Below are 17,482 nucleotides of genomic sequence, written 5' to 3'. Positions count from 1 at the left end.
GATGGAATGCAAGAAAAACTATTGGAAGTAAAGGAGTTAAAGACGGTTTTTCGCACCGAGCGCGGTGAGGTGACGGCCGTTGACGGCGTATCCTTTACGGTCCATGCGGGTGAAACGTTGGGTGTCGTTGGTGAATCCGGCTGCGGCAAAAGTGTCAGCGCGGAATCGATCCTAAGGCTACTGGATGAATCCTCGACCCGGTATGATGGTGAAATACTTTATCAAGGCAAGAACCTTTTGCATTTTTCGTTAAAAGAAATGCGGGACATTCGCGGCAATGATATTTCGATGATTTTCCAGGATCCGATGAGCTCGTTAAATCCAGTTTACACCGTCGGTAACCAAATCGCCGAATCCATCATTCTTCACCAAAACTGCAATAAAAAAGAGGCCTATGAAAAAGCCGTGGAAATGCTGCGCTTAACAGGGATTCCGTCCCCGGAAAAACGGGTTCACGAATATCCTCATGAGCTTTCCGGCGGGATGCGGCAGCGGGTAATGATTGCAATGGCCCTGTCCTGCCAGCCGCGGCTGTTGATTGCCGATGAACCAACAACGGCTCTTGACGTAACAACGCAGGCGCAAATTCTGGATTTGATTAATGAATTGAAAGAGGAATACAACATGGGCACGATCATGATTACCCATGATTTGGGCGTTGTCGCCGAGGTTTGTACGAGAGTGGTCGTCATGTATTTGGGCCAAGTCATTGAAGAGGCGGATGTAGAGACTTTATTCCAATCACCGTTTCATCCCTATACCCTCGGATTATTAAAATCAATTCCACAGCTGACCGGAGACCGTTTGGGGAAACTTCATGTCATCGAAGGGAAGGTTCCAACCCTGCATCAGGTTCCAAAGGGCTGCCGCTTTGCGCCCCGCTGCGAATTCGCAACGGACAAATGCCGGGCGGAAATGCCGGAATTGAAGGAAGAAGTGAGCGGCCATAAGGTCAGATGCTGGAACTATCAAGATGTAATGAAAGCAGGGGAGGATCGCTATGTCGGTATTAGCAGCTAATAAGGAAACTCCGCTCTTACATGTGAAGAATTTGAAAAAATTTTTCCCGGTCACAAACTCTTTGGGCAGGGTGACGGGTCAAGTCAAGGCGGTAAACAATGTGTCCTTTGAAATCAATGCCGGTGAAACGTACGGCCTCGTTGGCGAATCCGGCTGCGGAAAGAGTACAACCGGCCGGACCGTGATGCGCCTACTTGAACCGACTAGCGGCGAAGGGATTTATCAGGGGAAGGACCTTTACTCGCTGAAGGGTAAGGAGCTCCATAACATGCGTAAGGATTTGCAAATGGTCTTCCAGGATCCGTATTCCTCATTAAACCCGAGAAAACGAATCGGCCATATTTTAGAGGAGACGCTGAAAATCCACCGAATCGGCGATAAAAAAGAGCGGATGGAGCGAGTGATGGACATGCTGAACCGGGTCGGGTTCCAGTCTGAGCAATATTACCGTTATCCGCATGAGTTTTCTGGTGGGCAGCGGCAGCGGATCGGGTTGGCGCGGGCGTTAATGGTGAATCCAAAGCTGATTATTTGTGATGAACCGGTCTCGGCACTGGATGTTTCGATCCAGTCCCAGGTGTTGAACCTCCTAGAGGAAATACAGGATGAATTCCATTTATCCTATTTGTTTATTTCCCATGATTTAAGTGTGGTCCGGCATATTTCCGACCGTATCGGGGTCATGTACTTGGGGCAATTGGTGGAAGAGTCTCCGACGGATGAGCTATATGCCAATCCGCTGCATCCGTATACAAAGGCACTATTGTCAGCGGTGCCAGTGCCAAATCCAACGGTGAAGCGCGATCGGATTAAGCTAAGTGGAGAGGTTCCATCGCCGCTCAACCCCCCATCCGGTTGTGTGTTCCACACACGATGCCCGCATGCCACCGACATCTGCAAACGGGAAGTCCCAGTCAAGAAACGGGTCTCCGCCGACCACGCCGTCGCGTGTCATTTGTTTTAAAGGACATATTCAGATCAACCAACAAATATTTTTATAGCAGAGGGAGGAAACAAATAGATGAGGATTGAAAAAGTGGTTCTTCGAAAATTGAAGATGGATTTGAAATTCCCGTTTCAAACCAGCTTCGGAACACAGACGGACCGGGAGTTCATTATTACAGAAGTGTATGATGAGGCAGGCCAAGTCGGCTACGGAGAATGCGTCGTCAACTCCAATCCATTTTATAATGAAGAAACAGTTCAAACCGCCTGGCATATTATGAAAGACTTCCTGATCCCGTTCCTGTATCAAGGCGGGGAAATCAGCCATCCCAAAGAAGTGAGTGATCTGTTCAAACAGGTGCGTCGCAATAATATGGCGAAATCGGCATTGGAAGGTGCGATCTGGGACCTTTATGCCAAGCGGCAGGGCAAGCCGCTTGCCGAGGTAATCGGCGGCACAAAAGACAAGATTTCCGTCGGCGTCAGCATTGGGATCCAGGAAACAAAGGAAGCACTCGTTGCCACAGTTGGCAAGCATCTCGAGCAAGGCTTTCAAAAAATTAAAATCAAAATCAAGCCTGGGAAGGACATCGAGATGCTTCAGGCCGTCCGCGAGCAATTCGGCGATATTCCGATGATGGCCGATGCCAATTCGGCCTATACCCTGGATGATCGTGAACTGTTTAAGCAGATGGACAGCCTTGGGCTTATCATGATTGAACAGCCGCTAGCCCATGACGATATTATCGACCATGCGAAACTGCAAGCGGCAGTTCAGACACGGATCTGTCTCGATGAAAGCATTCACTCAGTGGAAGACGCAAGGAAAGCGATTGAACTTGGCAGCTGCAAAGTCATTAATATCAAAATTGGGCGAGTAGGTGGCATCACAGAAGCGATCAAAATTCATAATCTTTGTAAGGAAAATAATATTCCAGTCTGGTGCGGTGGCATGCTCGAGTCGGGAATCGGCCGCGCGCATAACGTTGCGATCACCACTCTAGATAACTTTACCATCCCGGGCGATACCGCACCATCTGCACGTTATTGGGAGCAGGACATCATCGAGCCGTGGATTGAAATGGATGCCCAAGGGAACATCGAAGTGTCCAAAAAGCCTGGAATCGGCTATGACATCAATCAGGCTGCTTTGGAAAAATATACAGTGGAGCAGGTAAGTTTTTCGAAATGAACGGGTAGGAAACTGCCTAGTAACAAAGGAGATTTTTTAAATCATGAATGAAACTTTGGCCGTCAGCAATCTTAAATCACAACTCTTTGACATTTTTGATTACCTCCATCAGCATCCGGAGGTGAGCTGGAAGGAGATAAACACCACGAAGTACATCGCCAGCCTGCTTGAGGAATGGGAGGCTGATGAAGTAAGAACGTTTGAGGATTGTCCGGGGGTGGTGGCGGAACTTGGTAACGGGCCGCTAACGGTGGGACTGAGGTCGGATATGGATGCCCTGTGGCAGGAAGTGGATGGCACCTGGAAGGCCAATCATTCCTGCGGACACGATGCCCATATGACATTGGCATTAGGTGTGTTCATGACTTTGAAAAAACTGAACGTGAAACTGCCGGGGAAAGTTCGATTTATTTTTCAACCGGCAGAAGAAAAAGGAAACGGTGCCTTACGGATGGTAGAAAAAAAGGTGATTGATGATGTCGATTATCTGTACGGCGTCCATTTGCGTCCGGAAGTCGAAGTGGCAAACGGCAAAGCAGCACCTGCGATTGTCCATGGGGCCGGCCGGTTTGTTTCGGGGAAAATCAACGGCGAAGATGGCCACGGTGGCCGTCCACACATGAGCACAAATGCGATAGAAGTGGCCGCGGCAATTGTTCAGCAATTGAACGCCATTCACTTGAATCCCATCGTCCCTTATTCGGTCAAGATGACAAAGCTGATTGCCGGCGGTGAAAACAGCAATATTATTCCAGGGTCAGCCCAATTCAGCCTAGATCTCCGTGCCCAGTCTAATCAGACGATGGATCAGTTGGCGAAACAGGTCGAGCAGGTGATTTCCGCCGTGGCGGAGTTATATCAAGTCGACATCGATTTTACATATGAGTCGAACGTTGTCGCTGCCGAGGTAAATGAGGAAGCAAAAGATATTATGGCCGGTGCGATAAAGGAAGTGTTGGGGAAAGAAAATTTACTGCCGCCAAGTGTGACACCGGGTGGTGAGGACTTCCACTTTTATTCTGTCAAGCGTCCGGACGTGAAAGCAACCATGCTTGGCTTGGGCTGCAGCCTGTCACCGGGTCTTCACCATCCCAAGATGGCGTTTGACCGTGAGGCATTAATTGTTGGGGTAGAAATCTTAACGAGAACGATTTTAGCCACGTTTGAAAAAAACGGCTTTAAAGTAGAGTTTGAATAACAGATGGCAGGAAAGGATCCGGAACGGGTCAATGAGGGGGAACCAGCAGTGAAAATTGAAAAGGTGAAATTTGAACGTTTAACAATGCCGTTATTGTCTCCATTCCAAACTAGTTTTGCAACGGAAACAGACAGGGAATTCATCCTTGTTAGTGTGTACGGCGACGGCCATGTAGGCTATGCGGAGTGTGTCGCGATGGATGCTCCGGTATATAATGAAGAAACGATTGATACGGCGCTCCATATTGCCGAGCAATATATTATTCCAAAGGTATTGGAAATGGATATTGAGACTCCGAACGATTTTTCTAAAGAATTTGCGTGGATGCGCCGTAATAACATGGCGAAATCCGCGATGGAAAGTGCTATTTGGGATCTATACTCGAAGCAAAAGGGGATCTCGCTGGCACAGGCACTTGGCGGTGAAAAGGAAGAGATCGAGGTTGGCGTCAGCATCGGAATTCAGCCGACAGTGGAAGATCTGTTAAGCTCTGTGGAGAAATATCTTGCTGAAGGCTATAAAAAAATTAAAATCAAAATTAAACCAGGTTTCGATGTTGAACGCGTCAAAGCAGTACGCGATCGGTTCGGCTACGATGTGCCGCTCATGGCAGATGCGAACTCTGCTTACACACTGGACGATATCGACCTTTTGAAGCAATTGGATCAATTCAAGTTGATGATGATTGAGCAGCCGCTCGCTCATGATGATATTATTGACCACGCAACACTGCAAAGTCAGATTGAGACACCCATCTGTCTCGACGAAAGCATCCATTCAGTAGAGGATGCCCGGAAGGCGATTGAACTGGGCGCCTGCAAAATTATTAATATCAAAATCGGCCGTGTGGGCGGACTTGCTGAAGCGAAGAAGCTTCATGACTTATGCAAATCTTACGGAGTTCCGGTCTGGTGCGGCGGCATGCTCGAATCCGGAGTCGGCCGCGCCCACAACATCGCGATCGCGTCATTGGCGAACTTCACCATTCCAGGCGACACCTCTGCTTCGAAAAAATACTGGGCCGAGGACATCATCGAACCAGAAGTCGTCCTAAGCAAACCTGGCATCGTCTCCGTCCCAACCAATCCGGGTATCGGATATGAGGTTAGACAGGAAGTGGTAGATAAATATTTACTAAGCTCGAAGGTGTACACACGATAGGAATCCATTCAAGGGTAGAGGAATTATAGCCTCTCCCTTTTTCATTTCGGGGAGCCGTGGGGACGGTTCGAGACCTAGGGATCTTGGGGGAGCAATTGTAATGGGTGCCTGACACCCCCATCGACAAAATTCATACAATTTCCACAATTATCAACTGGAAATGTATTTACAATCACCAATCCTTCTAGTAAAATAGGTAACTAGTATACATAGGAAGGAGATATAGGAACTTGGAGCGGAATGCTAAGGGAGATAGCTCGAATAGCGCCGATTTTTCGGAGATTGTGAAGAAGGCGTATGATAAGGGCGTAAATGAGACCGAAATGACGCTGGAAAAATTGCTTGAAGACATAAAAGCGGATTTGAGACAATTGGTTGTCTGCTAAATATATATATAAATAGAAGAAACAGAAGGCTGTTAGGTGATTACAACTTGATGGCTTTTTTTGTGTCTAAAAAAATTGAGGGAAAAGCAGTATGATAGATAAGGAAAGATACGGACCAAATAATAAAATTTTCTATATACAGGGTGAGTGTAAATGAAAAAAGTTGGGTTAATCATGAGGAAGATACAATTTACGGAAGCACACGGACCGCGGATTTATGCGGATCGTTTAAAAAAGCTTTGCCGTGAATTTGGGGTAGACATTGTATTTATCTCCCCGGAACGGCATGTGAGCGGCTATGATCATCTGCCTGGGTTCGAGCATGAAAAGGGGGATTTGGTCAACTATGATGTGGTGCTCGACAAACTCGAGGCGGAGAAAATCGAGCATGTCATTTATACCGTTTCAGGATTTACCTTTTTAAAGATGTTTATCAAAAATAGTGTGTTATTCCCGCATAGTTTTCCAGACCCGGCGTTGACGGGCTATGAAATGATGAAGCCCTTTTACCAAATGGTCGATAAGGCGATTGTTCAAACCGAATTTCTAAAAAGGGAACTACATTCAAAATTTGGGGTAGACGATGCGACCGTCATTCCGATTGGGTTTGATGAAAGGGCAGCAGAGCATTATTTTGATCCTGCACAAATCGTCGACAACCGCGTCCTTTGGATTGGAAGGGATGAAGAGAACCGGCAGCCTGAGCTGGTCTTGGAGTATGCGCGTCAAAATCCGGACAAAGAAGTATTTATGGTGTTCGGTGGCGAGCGCTACCGGGAAAGTGTGAAGAAATATAAGATTCCAGACAATGTGAAGCTGCAGTTTGCCCTTTCGCAGGATGAAGTATTTTCGCTGATGAACACGGCCAAGGTCTATTGGAATAGCTCCAAATTCGACACCTTCGCCATGCCGTTAACGGAAGCCCTCGCGATGGGGAAAATCATCGTCAAGCCGATGCATCCCTGTTACGACCATATCAATTCTAGACACGCCTTTTCTGGCGATGAAAGCAACTGGTTCGAGCTCGTGAATATGGCCCTTGCTACACCCCACAAGTTTTCATTGGAAAATCGGATGGCAGCCTTCGAGAGATTTTCAAGCACCGTGATGAAGCAAGGGTATCAAGCCTTTTTTGAAAATTGGCTAACAGACACCGTTGAAAAAGAAAAACCATCATATAGTTTGGTGTAAAGTAGAGAGACTGTTGCTTCTGAAAAAGTAAAAGCCATCTTAATGGCAATGGTTTTTCTGTTTGCATTCGTTCATTCTTGATATAAGGAACAGCGTCTGGGTAAGCTATTTCGTGAGCTATCCAGATAGGCTGTCAACGAGAGAATAGGAGGAAATGGATAAATGGAACATCTAAAAGAAAAATATAGTCTGGACAAGTTTTCATTAGCCAAAGTAAACTATCTAGACCTAAAGTTTAATGATCAACCTCCCGTTTTATCAGACCAAACATTAAGTGAAAGAAAAGAAAAACTCTTAACGGCGATGAAGGAAAAGGGGGTGGATCTTATTTTTATCTACGCTGACCGCGAACATGGTGCCAACTTTGAGTACTTCACCGGCTTCATTCCCCGGTTCGAGGAAGCGTTAGTAGCGATTGACGCGACCGGGGCGTCAACCTTATTCCTTGGGAATGAAAATGGGAAGCTGGCAACCTATTCGCGCTTGGAAGCAGATCTGGTCCATGTCCCACATTTTTCCTTGCCCAATCAGCCAATGGACAATCATAAAAGCTTCAAAGATATCATCGGGGATGCTATTCATTTTGGCGGAAAAAATATCGGGGTTGTCGGCTGGAAAGTATTTACCAGCAGGGTAGAGGAAAATCAACAGTTGTTTGATGTTCCCTATTTCATTGTAGATGCTTTACAACAGCTGGCCCGGGAACATTCAGCAAAGGTAATGAATGGCAGTGCGCTGTTAATGGGTGAAAATGGCGGAATCAGAACCATCAATAATGCCGATGAGATTCACTATTATGAGTTTGGTTCCAGTTTGGCTTCCGATTGTGTACTAGACGCCTTACATCATCTCGAAATCGGACAAACCGAAACGGAATTGGCCTCATTCCTCTCGCGATTCGGACAACCGCATAATGTCACCACCATCTGTGCGACCGGGGATCGCTTTACGAATGCTGTCCTTTATCCGAGAAAGAAGGAAGTAGCGCTTGGGGATAGGTTTTCGATCACAACCGGCTATAAAGGGGGATTAGCGAGTCGGTCAGGGTATGTCGTCACCAAAACGGAGGAACTGCCAAATGAGGTGCAAGATTATTTAGCAAGAGTGGCGATCCCTTATTATGCAGCGGTTGTGGCCTGGTTAGAAAATATAAAAATCGGGATGACAGGCGGACAATTATATGATGTAATGGAAACGGTCTTACCGAAGGAAGATTATCACTGGCATTTAAATCCGGGCCATTTTACCGCGGATGAGGAATGGTTATCTTCGCCGGTATATCCGGAATCCAGCACGGTTCTAAAGAGCGGCATGGTATTCCAAATTGACATTATTCCATCTGTTCCCAACTATGGCGGGGCCAGTGCCGAGACGGGGATTGCGTTGGCTGATGAAGCCTTACGGAACGAAATAGCCAACACCTATCCCGAGTTATGGGACAGGTTTGTAAAGAGAAGAATGTATATGGAACAGGAATTGCATATCCAGCTCCAGCCTGAAGTCCTGCCGCTAGCAGACACGGTAGGATACTTTAGACCCTATCTATTAAATAAGGAAGAGGCACTATTATTTCAACCGAATCCATGAAGGCACTGCCGGTAGGATAAAGGGATACTTTAATGAAAAGGAAATGATCAGGATGTTTAAAAAGCTTTTTGGCAAAAAAGAAGAAGTAGAAAAAACCATTGAAGTAAAGGCCTATGCAACAGGCAAAATCGTGAAACTAGAAGATGTTCCAGACCCTGTCTTTGCCCAAAAGATGATGGGGGACGGAATTGCGATCGAGCCTGCTGAAGGAAAAATCGTTTCACCGGTTAATGGTGAGGTGATACAGGTGTTTCCTACCAAACATGCGATTGGCATTAAAGCGCTGAATGGAGCGGAAATCTTACTGCACATCGGACTGGAAACAGTCTCTATGAATGGCGAAGGATTTACTGTCCATGTGAAGGAAGGGGACAAGGTAAAAGCGGGCGACTTGCTTGTGACGGTTGATTTAGAATTAGTGAAGCAAAAAGCAAAAGATATTATCACCCCGCTAATTATTACGAATCCTGACTCCATAGAAGCAGTAGAAAAGCCGATGTCAGCAGGAAATGTCACAGCCGCGGAAGAAATGATCTTAACGGTAACAGCTAAATAGGAAAAGGGTCAGACAAATCATGACGTGTTTGTCTGACCCTTTTTTTAATACCGTAGTATAAAAAAACCCATGCCTTGTATAGTCTTGTGTGAAGATAGTAGATTGGAGACAATGGGTTGTTTGGTAAATATGTATAGATCCACAAGGCCGTTGGGATTGAGGATCATTTTGTATTTACACGCAACATGAGAATAACAGGCAATCATTTTACTGTTGTGAATGGGGATGATGAGAAATAGTTCTTTCCTTCCCACATCGAATGCATTCATTCGTATAGTAACTATATTTATGATTTTTTAGAAAAAAACAAAAGATAGCCTTCCATTTCATTTAATCCGTTCACCTCATATTCGCTTCATGAATGCATTCACTTTACCAAACGAAGATTAAAGGAAGGTTACAAACAGATTATATTACTTTTTAAATATAGTAACTTCATATTACAGAACAATAGTATCTCTACAATCACGCAAGAGTGGAGGGCCTAAATTTCAACCGGCCCCCACCATTCATCAAGCATCACTGATAATAGCGAAATCGATTCCGTCCCCCCGCTTTTGCGGCATATAAGGCATGATCGGCGTGCTTCATTATTGTTTTTATGTCCGTCCCGTCCTTCGGGAACAGGCTGATGCCAATGGAACAAGTAGCGATAATGGGTTCAGTGGCACCGAGCAACCAAGGATGCTGCAAAGTTGCCAAGATGGACTCGGCCACCCTCGTGACCGTTTCCATCCCGTCCATACGCGAAACCAGGATGGCGAACTCATCCCCTCCCAGTCTGAAAAGGGATGCCTCCGCAGGAAGGACGTCCTGAATACGAGCGGTCAATTGTTTCAGCAATTCATCGCCTATATCGTGTCCCATCGTATCATTGACCCACTTAAACCTGTCGCAATCGAGAAAAAACAGGGCAAACCTGCGATCCTCGACTCCTGCCTTATCAACCGTTTCGGCCAAAATCTTATATAAAGCCCGCCGATTCAGAATACCTGTTAAGGGATCAAGATAGGCAAGGTCCTTTAGGGTCTGTTCATAATGCTTCCGTTCCGAAATATCACGAGACACCACAATATAATGGGTTAAGTTCCCCGCTTGGTCAAAATAAGGATTGTAATGGGATTCTACATACAAGGTATGACCATCCTTGTGTTGTTTTCGATATTCCATCTTCACCAATGAACGTTTGTTCATCATGTCAGCGAACTCCTGGATGGAAGTCTCGCGATCGTCAGGATGAATAAATAGAGGAAACTTGAGTCCAATTAACTCAGTTGGGCTGTACCCTAACACGGTTTGATGGGAAGGCGAGGCATACTGAATAATGCCATCCTTATCAATTAAGCGGATCATATCAGAAGAGTTCTCCGCAATCATCTGATAATTCCTTTCAATTTTCTTTCGCTCCGTTTCGTCCCGTGTGATTGCAGCACAACCGTAAATCTCCCCGGTAGCATCTCGTAATGGGGAGATAGAGACGCTTACATCAATCAGTCCACCATCCTTCCGTAAGAACTGAGCTTCCCAATGACGAATCGAGTGGCCTGCAAGTAACTGGACGCGTTGACGCTGTTCCACCTCCCAAAGTGATGCAGGGATAATCGGCAGCTTCTTGCCAATCAATTCTTTACTTCCCCAGCCATACATCTCCTCAAAGGCGGGATTTACATATCGAACCTTGTTATCAAAAGTGGTAATATTAACAGCGTCAGTCGTATTGTTCAAAACGGAAGCAAGTTTCTCTTCCACCTCAAGTAAAGTGGTTTTCAGCCTGTTGCTTTTTCTAATATAAAGGAAGTAGGTGATTACGGCCATCACGGCCAACCCCACAAGCATGAAGATGATCGACAAATACGATATATGAAATACAAACATAATGAGTGATGTCCCCCTCAGGATTTTTAGGGGCTCGTCAAGTGGCAAGGATCCTTCACGAGTTTTTACCATAGCAGATAGTTTTCCCCATTCTCTCTTGGATTATTAATTTTACCATAATCCGGTTCCATGAAGGAACAAACGATTATATAAGACTGGAGAAGTAGAGATCATTACAGCCGTGGTCCATTAAAAAATCACTTTCCTACTATTATAATGGAGCGAGAATACAGAGAATAGCGCAATTTGGGGGAATGGAAAGTGAGAAAAATTGGACCAAAAGGGATGAAGTGGTTAAAAATCATCCATGTTTTTTTAGTAGTATTATTCTTTGGGGGAATTTTAAGTTCGGTGGTATTAAATCTTCATCTTGATTTTTCCAACTATGATGAGTCCTATCTTGGCTATAAAAGCTTGATCATTATTAGTGATCAAATCGTCAGATGGGGGGCAATTGGCACCTTACTAGTGGGATTCACCTACGGCTTTTTCACCAATTGGGGATTTTTTAAGCATCGATGGGTGGGTGTGAAATTTGTCCTTTATATTATTCAAACCATCGTGGGGATCTTTGTGGTGGATCAATTGATGGTAGCGAATATGGAATTATTAGAAACGCAAAAGGAATTCGCTTTACGTAATCCGGTTTTCATTCAAAATCATGAGATCCGGCAAGTGGCGGTCTATTTTCAAGTGGCAGTCACCAGTTTCATTTTTATTATTTCATTTCTAAAACCGTGGAAAAAGAAAAAACTTCAAGCGAAATAGCTGGTGTCAATGTTCCGATTAACCGCATTGACACGATTTCGGGATGGGACCGTCCGATAGTTACTTTGCGTCATAAGGTGAATAATTCTTTAAAACGAGGAAGCTGCTGAAATGGCGGCTTCCTCGTTTTTTGATGCCGGCAGGTGGGTATGAGAGTGGGAATTGAAAAATAAAAGCGAATCTTTCGATTCGCTTGGATAGCAATTACTTACTAATTAAATATTGTAAGATATAGTCACTCCATACCTGGTTCCCTTTGTCGCTAGGTGCACTTTGATCCGGATTCAAAAACTCTTTGATGGCTGAAGTATTTGAATCAGGCCATGCGGTCCAGTGATCCAGATAGGCAATTTTATTCTGCTCGGCCCATTTCTGTAGTTCAGCTACCTGGTTTGGGTAGATTTTTGCCTGATAGAGAGGGTAGGATGGCTGAAGAATAAAGGTTGTATTCGGATTTTTAACTTGTACCTCATCGATTATTTTAGCGATATCATTTAAGGTTGTATCGATTAATACGACACCGTTATTTTCAAGAATAAACGGCTCAAGGATAATTAAATCTGCTTTATCAGCAGCGATTTCCTTCTGTTTATTTTGAGTTACTAATTGGGTAGTGGTGGAATTGTAGGTCTTTAGGTTAACCTGAACGTTCTTGTCCCCAAATGTCTCTAATAAATTCTCTTTTACTTTCGGGTACATACCAGCTTTTTCGGAGCCAATGGCAGGTGAACCGACAAAGAGCACCTTAAACGGTTTCTTTTCTTTTTGTGTTTGTTTAAAGCGGTCTATGGCTGTTGCCGGCCAGTTGCTCGTATAAGCAGCAAGGTCACCAGTAACTTTGTCATTTTCAGACGTTTGGGCTGATGTCATCTGTTGGTTGTCTAGAGAACTAGACGTTTTCTTTGGTGCGGCTTCTATCCGTTTATTCCAATAGGAATGACCGAAGATGAGAACGGCTGCGCAGGCAAGCCCTAATAGGATCGTAAAAAAATTCTTCATTATATAAAATACCCCCAAATATGATTGCAAATTTAATTATAGCAGAGAACGTTTTGAAAATTAATTCCAATTTCAATTTATATCTACAAAAATTTACAAAAGAGTGTAGAATAAGAAAAGTAGAGACGACAAAAATGCCTAAAAAGTTACAAATATGACGAAGTAATGACAAATAGTATGGTATACTAGTTGTTGGTTTAATTTTCAAAGATACAGGGGAGGACCACATGGAGGAAACAATCAGCTTAAAAGAGTTGCTGCAGACCTTGCGCAAACGAATACGTTTAATAGTGAGCATAACATTCATTGCTGTATTAATCAGCGGTATCGTGAGCTACTTTTTCTTAACACCAATTTACCAAGCTTCGACACAACTTCTTGTTAACCAATCAAAAAATGAACAAAGTGCAGTTCAATATAATGAAGTACAGACAAACCTTCAATTAATTAATACCTACAATGTTATTATAAAAAGTCCGGCGATTCTCGAATTGGTTATTAAGGACTTAAACCTCGATATGACCGCTAGCGAATTAAATGGAAAAATTACAGTGGGCAATGAAACAAATTCGCAAGTAGTAAATTTATCGGTACAAGACACAAGTGCAGCAAGGGCTGCAAAGATTGCCGACAAAACAGCAGAAGTATTCCAGAAAGAAATTGTAAAAATTATGAGTGTAAATAATGTCAGTATTCTGGCGAAGGCTGAGGTAGGAGAGCATTCATCACCAATTAAGCCACAGCCACTATTGAATGTTGCAATAGCTTTGGTAGTGGGATTAATGGTTGGTGTAGGAGCAGCCTTCCTATTAGAATACTTTGATAACACAGTTAAAAATGAAGAAGATATTGAAAAACTAATCGGCGTACCGGTTCTTGGTACAATAGCCATTATAGATGAAGCGCAAATGAAAAAAATGCAAAATGGCCGAGTTAAACAAAATGCTAGTTTAAGAGGTGAGACAATTGGCTCTTAAAAAGGGAAAACAGATCGCAAGTAATAAAAGATCTTTAATTACAATGGTGGATTCTAAGTCACCGATTTCTGAGCAATATCGGACAATCAGGACGAATATTCAGTATTCCACAGTTGATAAAAACGTAAGAACCTTAATGGTTACTTCTTCAGGACCAGGGGAAGGGAAATCAACAACAGTAGCGAACCTTGCAGTTACGTTTGCACAGCAAGGGAAAAAGGTTCTATTAGTCGATGCAGACATGAGAAAGCCAACTGTTCACTATACCTTTAATCAAACAAATACGTTTGGATTAACGAGTGTGTTAACCAAACAACTACCATTGGAAGAAGCTATTTCTGAAACAAGCGTAGAAAATTTATTTGTACTGACGAGTGGACCGATTCCACCCAACCCGTCTGAGTTGCTAAGTTCAAAATCGATGGAGCAAATCTTCCAAACATCGGAAAAGTTGTTTGATATTATTCTGTTTGATACGCCGCCTTTATTGGCAGTGACGGATGCGCAAATTTTATCGAATCGTTGTGAAGGTACTGTGCTAGTTGTCTATAGTGGGAAAACGGAAAAAGAGCAAATGATTAAGGCAAAAGAGCTACTTGATTCTGCACAAAGTAAATTGCTAGGTGTGGTTGTTAACCATAAGAGGATTCAGGATACCAATTACTACTATTATTATGGTACAAAATAATTTTATTCGACATGTTTCGCTATGTACGATGTGGTGAAATGGTGCTAGAATAGTAAAGTTATAAAAATGACAGTTAATTGGAAGAGGAGTGGGTCGAATGATTGATATTCATTGTCACATTTTACCGGGAATTGATGACGGTGCAAAAAATGTCGAAGATAGCCTAATCATGGCAAAGGAAGCCGTGAAGGAAGGTATTCATACGATCATCGCCACTCCTCATTTAAATAGTCAATATGATAACCGGATGCCGTCGATTCTCACAAAAGTAGATGAATTAAACCGAAGTCTGCAAGAGGCAAACATTAGTATGAGGATTTTACCCGGTCAGGAACCGAGGATCTTTGGGGAAATCCTAGCAGACTTAGAATCCGGTGACATTCAAACATTGAATGATAGCCAATATTTATTCATCGAATTTCCATCAAGCCATGTTCCAAGGTATACAGAAAAACTCCTATTTGATATTCAAGTCAAAGGATTAACCCCGATCATTGTACACCCGGAACGAAATGCCGAATTGATTGAACGTCCAGAGACTCTATACAAATTGGTTGAAAAGGGTGCGTTAACACAGGTAACGGCGTCAAGTCTTTGCGGTTACTTTGGGAAAAAGATCAAAAACTACTCGATGCAATTAATTGAAGCTAATCAAACTCATTTCATTGCTTCTGACGCCCATAATGTGGTCAATCGAACATTTAAAATGGACGAGGCTTTTAGTTTAGTAGAATCGAAGTTTGGAATGGACTACGTGTACCTTTTCAAAGAAAATGCAGAGCTGTTGATTGAAAAGAAAAATATTATCAAAGAAATCCCTGTTGAAATAAAAAAGAAGAAGAAGTTTTTGTTATTTTAGCCGACTAAACTGATAGGCTTTTACTGATTGTAATGCTATACCTAAATCAGGTGCGTGTTCCTGACCGGCGAGGCTCCCTGTCCGTTATCCACGGGGGCACTCGATTGTGCTGTGGGGCAAATCTAGGTCCTTAGACGCATGTCGTCAAAAATATGTTGTGAGGACGAGGTAAATGCCCCCTTAAAACCATAATAAATATCTAATGAAAGAACAGGTGTCAACACATGTATTTCCATTAGATATTTATTTTATGTGGTGAAGGGGCAGAGTGACTTAATGGTGAATTTGTCATTCTGGTTTTATCGATATAAATACAGTTAACTCTTTGGTTTTAGTAGAGGTTAGCACTGCTCACACCGCCTTTGCTCTTTGAATGAATTACAGTTCATTAGTAGATGGCTCAAGAATGCCATAGTTTATTTATTATAATTAGACAAACGAAAAATTTGAGGAGGAAATAGCATTGAAAAGGGTAAGAAAAGCAATTATTCCAGCTGCTGGCCTCGGGACAAGGTTTTTACCAGCAACAAAAGCCATGCCGAAGGAAATGCTTCCGATTGTCGATAAGCCGACCATTCAATACATAGTCGAAGAAGCGGTTGCAGCCGGTATTGAAGATATTATCATTGTAACAGGTAAGGGAAAGCGTGCCATTGAAGATCATTTCGATAATGCAATGGAGCTTGAGCAGAATCTAGTTGAAAAAGAAAAGTTTGAACTATTAGATAGGGTAAACTACGCTACTAACCTAGCAGATATCCATTATATTCGCCAAAAGGAGCCAAAGGGGCTTGGACATGCAGTTTGGTGTGCACGCAATTTTATTGGCAATGAACCATTTGCTGTCCTATTGGGAGATGACATTGTTCAGAGTGAGACACCTTGCTTAAGGCAGCTGATCAACCAATATGAAGAAACATTCTCTTCAGTGATTGGAGTGCAAACTGTCTCCGAACAAGAAACACACCGTTATGGTATTGTTGATCCTTTATCACAAGACGGAAGATTATATCAGGTTAATAACTTTGTAGAAAAACCAAAACAGGGTACTGCACCATCAAACCTTGCGATTATGGGCCGCTATATTTTAACACCGGAAATCTTTATGTTCCTTGATCAACAGGAAAAAGGCGCTGGTGGGGAAATCCAATTGACTGATGCGATTCAAAAGCTAAATCAGATTCAAAGAGTATTTGCCTTTGACTTTGAAGGTAAACGTTTTGATGTTGGTGAACAACTTGGGTTTGTCAAAACAACGATTGAATTTGCTTTAAAGGATAAAGTACTAAGACGAGATTTAATAGAATTTCTACAATCTACAATAAAAAGTCTAGAAATAAAAGCCAAGTAGGTTTGAAAGGAGATAAGGTAGGTTGAAAACAAAAGAGAATCACAATGATTTTTTTAATGAATATGATGCTATGTCTTTAACTAACCAGACTCTTTTAAGTAATGAGATTAGATACGGGAAATATATATATGTAAAAAGAGCATTGGATATTATTTTTTCAGTTGTTGGTTTATTAATAACTTTACCAATTATTATTGTTTTTGCCTTACTTATTAAGTTAGAAACACCGGGACCGGCTCTTTTTTTTCAAGAAAGAGTCGGTTTTAATGGGAATTATTTTAAAGTAATTAAATTACGTTCTATGGGAATAGATGCGGAAAAATCAGGAGCACAGTGGGCTCAAAAAGATGACCCAAGGGTGACAAGGGTTGGAATGTTTATTAGAAAAACTAGAGTTGATGAACTTCCTCAATTGTGGAACGTCTTAGTAGGAGACATGAGTTTAGTTGGCCCAAGACCAGAAAGACCAATGTTTACTGCTCAATTTAATAGGGAAATTCCTGGTTTTGTAGAGCGCTTAAGAGTAAAACCTGGTTTAACTGGTTGGGCACAAGTGAATGGTGGTTATGACATTACCCCTAAGCATAAACTTGATTTGGATAGGCACTATATTAAACATATGAATTTCCGGTTGGATTTCATTATTATTTTGAAAACTATTAATGTGTGCTTAACTGGGAATGGAGCCAGATAATAATAATATTTCTGTTTAATATTTGTGTAAGTTCC

The 17,482-nt window shown here is 42.9% G+C and carries 17 protein-coding genes; 15 read left to right on the top strand and 2 right to left on the bottom strand.

Translation table 11 applies throughout. The annotated features are described in order from the left end of the window. The first annotated feature begins 6 nt into the window (after positions 1 to 6). The 9 genes from G6554_RS12390 (at position 7) to G6554_RS12350 (ending at position 9,236) form a co-directional block, all read left to right on the top strand. Positions 7 to 1,020, top strand: a complete 1,014-nt coding sequence (locus G6554_RS12390; protein WP_166242259.1) for an ABC transporter ATP-binding protein — start codon at positions 7 to 9, stop codon at positions 1,018 to 1,020. Then, entirely contained in the window at positions 1,001 to 1,984 is a 984-nt protein-coding gene (locus G6554_RS12385) for an ABC transporter ATP-binding protein (RefSeq protein WP_166242257.1), read from the top strand. Before G6554_RS12390 ends, G6554_RS12385 begins: the two co-directional genes overlap by 20 nt. A 57-nt stretch (positions 1,985 to 2,041) precedes the next feature. Then, a complete protein-coding gene (gene menC, locus G6554_RS12380) occupies positions 2,042 to 3,157 on the top strand; it encodes an o-succinylbenzoate synthase (protein WP_166242255.1) in 1,116 nt (371 codons plus the stop codon). A gap of 43 nt (positions 3,158 to 3,200) precedes the next feature. Beyond that, positions 3,201 to 4,355, top strand: a complete 1,155-nt coding sequence (locus G6554_RS12375) for a M20 peptidase aminoacylase family protein (protein ID WP_166242253.1) — start codon at positions 3,201 to 3,203, stop codon at positions 4,353 to 4,355. 48 nt (positions 4,356 to 4,403) lie between these two features. Further along, positions 4,404 to 5,516, top strand: coding sequence for an o-succinylbenzoate synthase (menC, locus tag G6554_RS12370; protein ID WP_166242376.1), 1,113 nt, complete (start codon positions 4,404 to 4,406; stop codon positions 5,514 to 5,516). Positions 5,517 to 5,746: 230 nt separating this feature from the next. Beyond that, a complete protein-coding gene (locus G6554_RS12365) occupies positions 5,747 to 5,902 on the top strand; it encodes a YwzD family small protein (RefSeq protein ID WP_166242248.1) in 156 nt (51 codons plus the stop codon). 153 nt (positions 5,903 to 6,055) lie between these two features. Further along, positions 6,056 to 7,093 carry a glycosyltransferase gene (locus tag G6554_RS12360; protein WP_166242246.1) on the top strand — a complete coding sequence of 346 codons (1,038 nt, stop codon included), beginning with the start codon at positions 6,056 to 6,058 and terminating at the stop codon, positions 7,091 to 7,093. Positions 7,094 to 7,255: 162 nt separating this feature from the next. Then, positions 7,256 to 8,680 (top strand): M24 family metallopeptidase, encoded by a 1,425-nt coding sequence (locus G6554_RS12355; RefSeq protein WP_166242245.1) that lies wholly within the window; start codon positions 7,256 to 7,258, stop codon positions 8,678 to 8,680. Between the two features lie 52 nt (positions 8,681 to 8,732). Beyond that, complete coding sequence (locus G6554_RS12350; RefSeq protein WP_166242243.1) at positions 8,733 to 9,236, top strand: PTS sugar transporter subunit IIA; 504 nt, start codon at positions 8,733 to 8,735, stop codon at positions 9,234 to 9,236. A gap of 519 nt (positions 9,237 to 9,755) precedes the next feature. Here the strand turns inward: G6554_RS12350 and G6554_RS12345 are convergent. Beyond that, positions 9,756 to 11,111, bottom strand: a complete 1,356-nt coding sequence (locus G6554_RS12345; protein ID WP_166242241.1) for a PAS domain S-box protein — start codon at positions 11,109 to 11,111, stop codon at positions 9,756 to 9,758. Positions 11,112 to 11,372: 261 nt separating this feature from the next. Here G6554_RS12345 and G6554_RS12340 point away from each other — a divergent pair, with 261 nt between their 5' ends. Further along, positions 11,373 to 11,879 (top strand): DUF2269 family protein, encoded by a 507-nt coding sequence (locus tag G6554_RS12340; protein WP_166242239.1) that lies wholly within the window; start codon positions 11,373 to 11,375, stop codon positions 11,877 to 11,879. A gap of 204 nt (positions 11,880 to 12,083) precedes the next feature. On the opposite strand, the gene G6554_RS12335 is transcribed toward G6554_RS12340, so the two are convergent. After that, positions 12,084 to 12,878 carry an SGNH/GDSL hydrolase family protein gene (locus G6554_RS12335; protein ID WP_166242237.1) on the bottom strand — a complete coding sequence of 265 codons (795 nt, stop codon included), beginning with the start codon at positions 12,876 to 12,878 and terminating at the stop codon, positions 12,084 to 12,086. A gap of 227 nt (positions 12,879 to 13,105) precedes the next feature. On the opposite strand from G6554_RS12335, the gene G6554_RS12330 reads away from it, so the two are divergent. The 5 genes from G6554_RS12330 to G6554_RS12310 all read left to right on the top strand — a co-directional run bounded on the left by G6554_RS12330 (position 13,106) and on the right by G6554_RS12310 (position 17,447). Further along, positions 13,106 to 13,855 (top strand): YveK family protein, encoded by a 750-nt coding sequence (locus G6554_RS12330; RefSeq protein ID WP_166242235.1) that lies wholly within the window; start codon positions 13,106 to 13,108, stop codon positions 13,853 to 13,855. Continuing rightward, entirely contained in the window at positions 13,845 to 14,543 is a 699-nt protein-coding gene (locus G6554_RS12325) for a CpsD/CapB family tyrosine-protein kinase (RefSeq protein ID WP_166242233.1), read from the top strand. The genes G6554_RS12330 and G6554_RS12325 overlap by 11 nt, the downstream gene beginning before the upstream one ends. 97 nt (positions 14,544 to 14,640) lie before the next feature. Further along, the gene (locus G6554_RS12320; protein ID WP_166242231.1) at positions 14,641 to 15,402 is read left to right on the top strand and encodes a tyrosine-protein phosphatase; all 762 of its coding nucleotides are present in this window, start codon (positions 14,641 to 14,643) and stop codon (positions 15,400 to 15,402) included. 463 nt (positions 15,403 to 15,865) lie between these two features. Next, positions 15,866 to 16,753 carry a UTP--glucose-1-phosphate uridylyltransferase GalU gene (galU, locus tag G6554_RS12315; RefSeq protein WP_166242229.1) on the top strand — a complete coding sequence of 296 codons (888 nt, stop codon included), beginning with the start codon at positions 15,866 to 15,868 and terminating at the stop codon, positions 16,751 to 16,753. A 70-nt stretch (positions 16,754 to 16,823) separates the two neighbouring features. Continuing rightward, positions 16,824 to 17,447 (top strand): exopolysaccharide biosynthesis polyprenyl glycosylphosphotransferase, encoded by a 624-nt coding sequence (locus G6554_RS12310; RefSeq protein ID WP_166242374.1) that lies wholly within the window; start codon positions 16,824 to 16,826, stop codon positions 17,445 to 17,447. The last annotated feature ends 35 nt before the right edge of the window (positions 17,448 to 17,482 follow it).

Origin of the sequence: Bacillus sp. MM2020_4 (genome assembly GCF_011250555.1) — a bacterium.
Lineage (GTDB): Bacteria > Bacillota > Bacilli > Bacillales > Cytobacillaceae > Neobacillus.
The sequence above is the reverse complement of the archived record's forward strand: the minus strand, read 5'-3'. Positions and strand labels throughout refer to the sequence as shown.

Excerpts from the sequence above, each read along its gene's own strand:
- G6554_RS12355 (WP_166242245.1), top strand. The coding sequence starts at position 7,256 with ATGGAACATCTAAAAGAAAAATATAGTCTGGACAAGTTTTCATTAGCC.
- G6554_RS12375 (WP_166242253.1), top strand. The coding sequence starts at position 3,201 with ATGAATGAAACTTTGGCCGTCAGCAATCTTAAATCACAACTCTTTGAC.
- G6554_RS12360 (WP_166242246.1), top strand. The coding sequence starts at position 6,056 with ATGAAAAAAGTTGGGTTAATCATGAGGAAGATACAATTTACGGAAGCA.
- G6554_RS12330 (WP_166242235.1), top strand. The coding sequence starts at position 13,106 with ATGGAGGAAACAATCAGCTTAAAAGAGTTGCTGCAGACCTTGCGCAAA.
- G6554_RS12350 (WP_166242243.1), top strand. The coding sequence starts at position 8,733 with ATGTTTAAAAAGCTTTTTGGCAAAAAAGAAGAAGTAGAAAAAACCATT.
- G6554_RS12390 (WP_166242259.1), top strand. The coding sequence starts at position 7 with ATGCAAGAAAAACTATTGGAAGTAAAGGAGTTAAAGACGGTTTTTCGC.
- G6554_RS12310 (WP_166242374.1), top strand. The coding sequence starts at position 16,824 with ATGTCTTTAACTAACCAGACTCTTTTAAGTAATGAGATTAGATACGGG.
- G6554_RS12345 (WP_166242241.1), bottom strand. The coding sequence starts at position 11,111 with ATGTTTGTATTTCATATATCGTATTTGTCGATCATCTTCATGCTTGTG.
- G6554_RS12385 (WP_166242257.1), top strand. The coding sequence starts at position 1,001 with ATGTCGGTATTAGCAGCTAATAAGGAAACTCCGCTCTTACATGTGAAG.
- G6554_RS12320 (WP_166242231.1), top strand. The coding sequence starts at position 14,641 with ATGATTGATATTCATTGTCACATTTTACCGGGAATTGATGACGGTGCA.
- G6554_RS12335 (WP_166242237.1), bottom strand. The coding sequence starts at position 12,878 with ATGAAGAATTTTTTTACGATCCTATTAGGGCTTGCCTGCGCAGCCGTT.
- menC (WP_166242255.1), top strand. The coding sequence starts at position 2,042 with ATGAGGATTGAAAAAGTGGTTCTTCGAAAATTGAAGATGGATTTGAAA.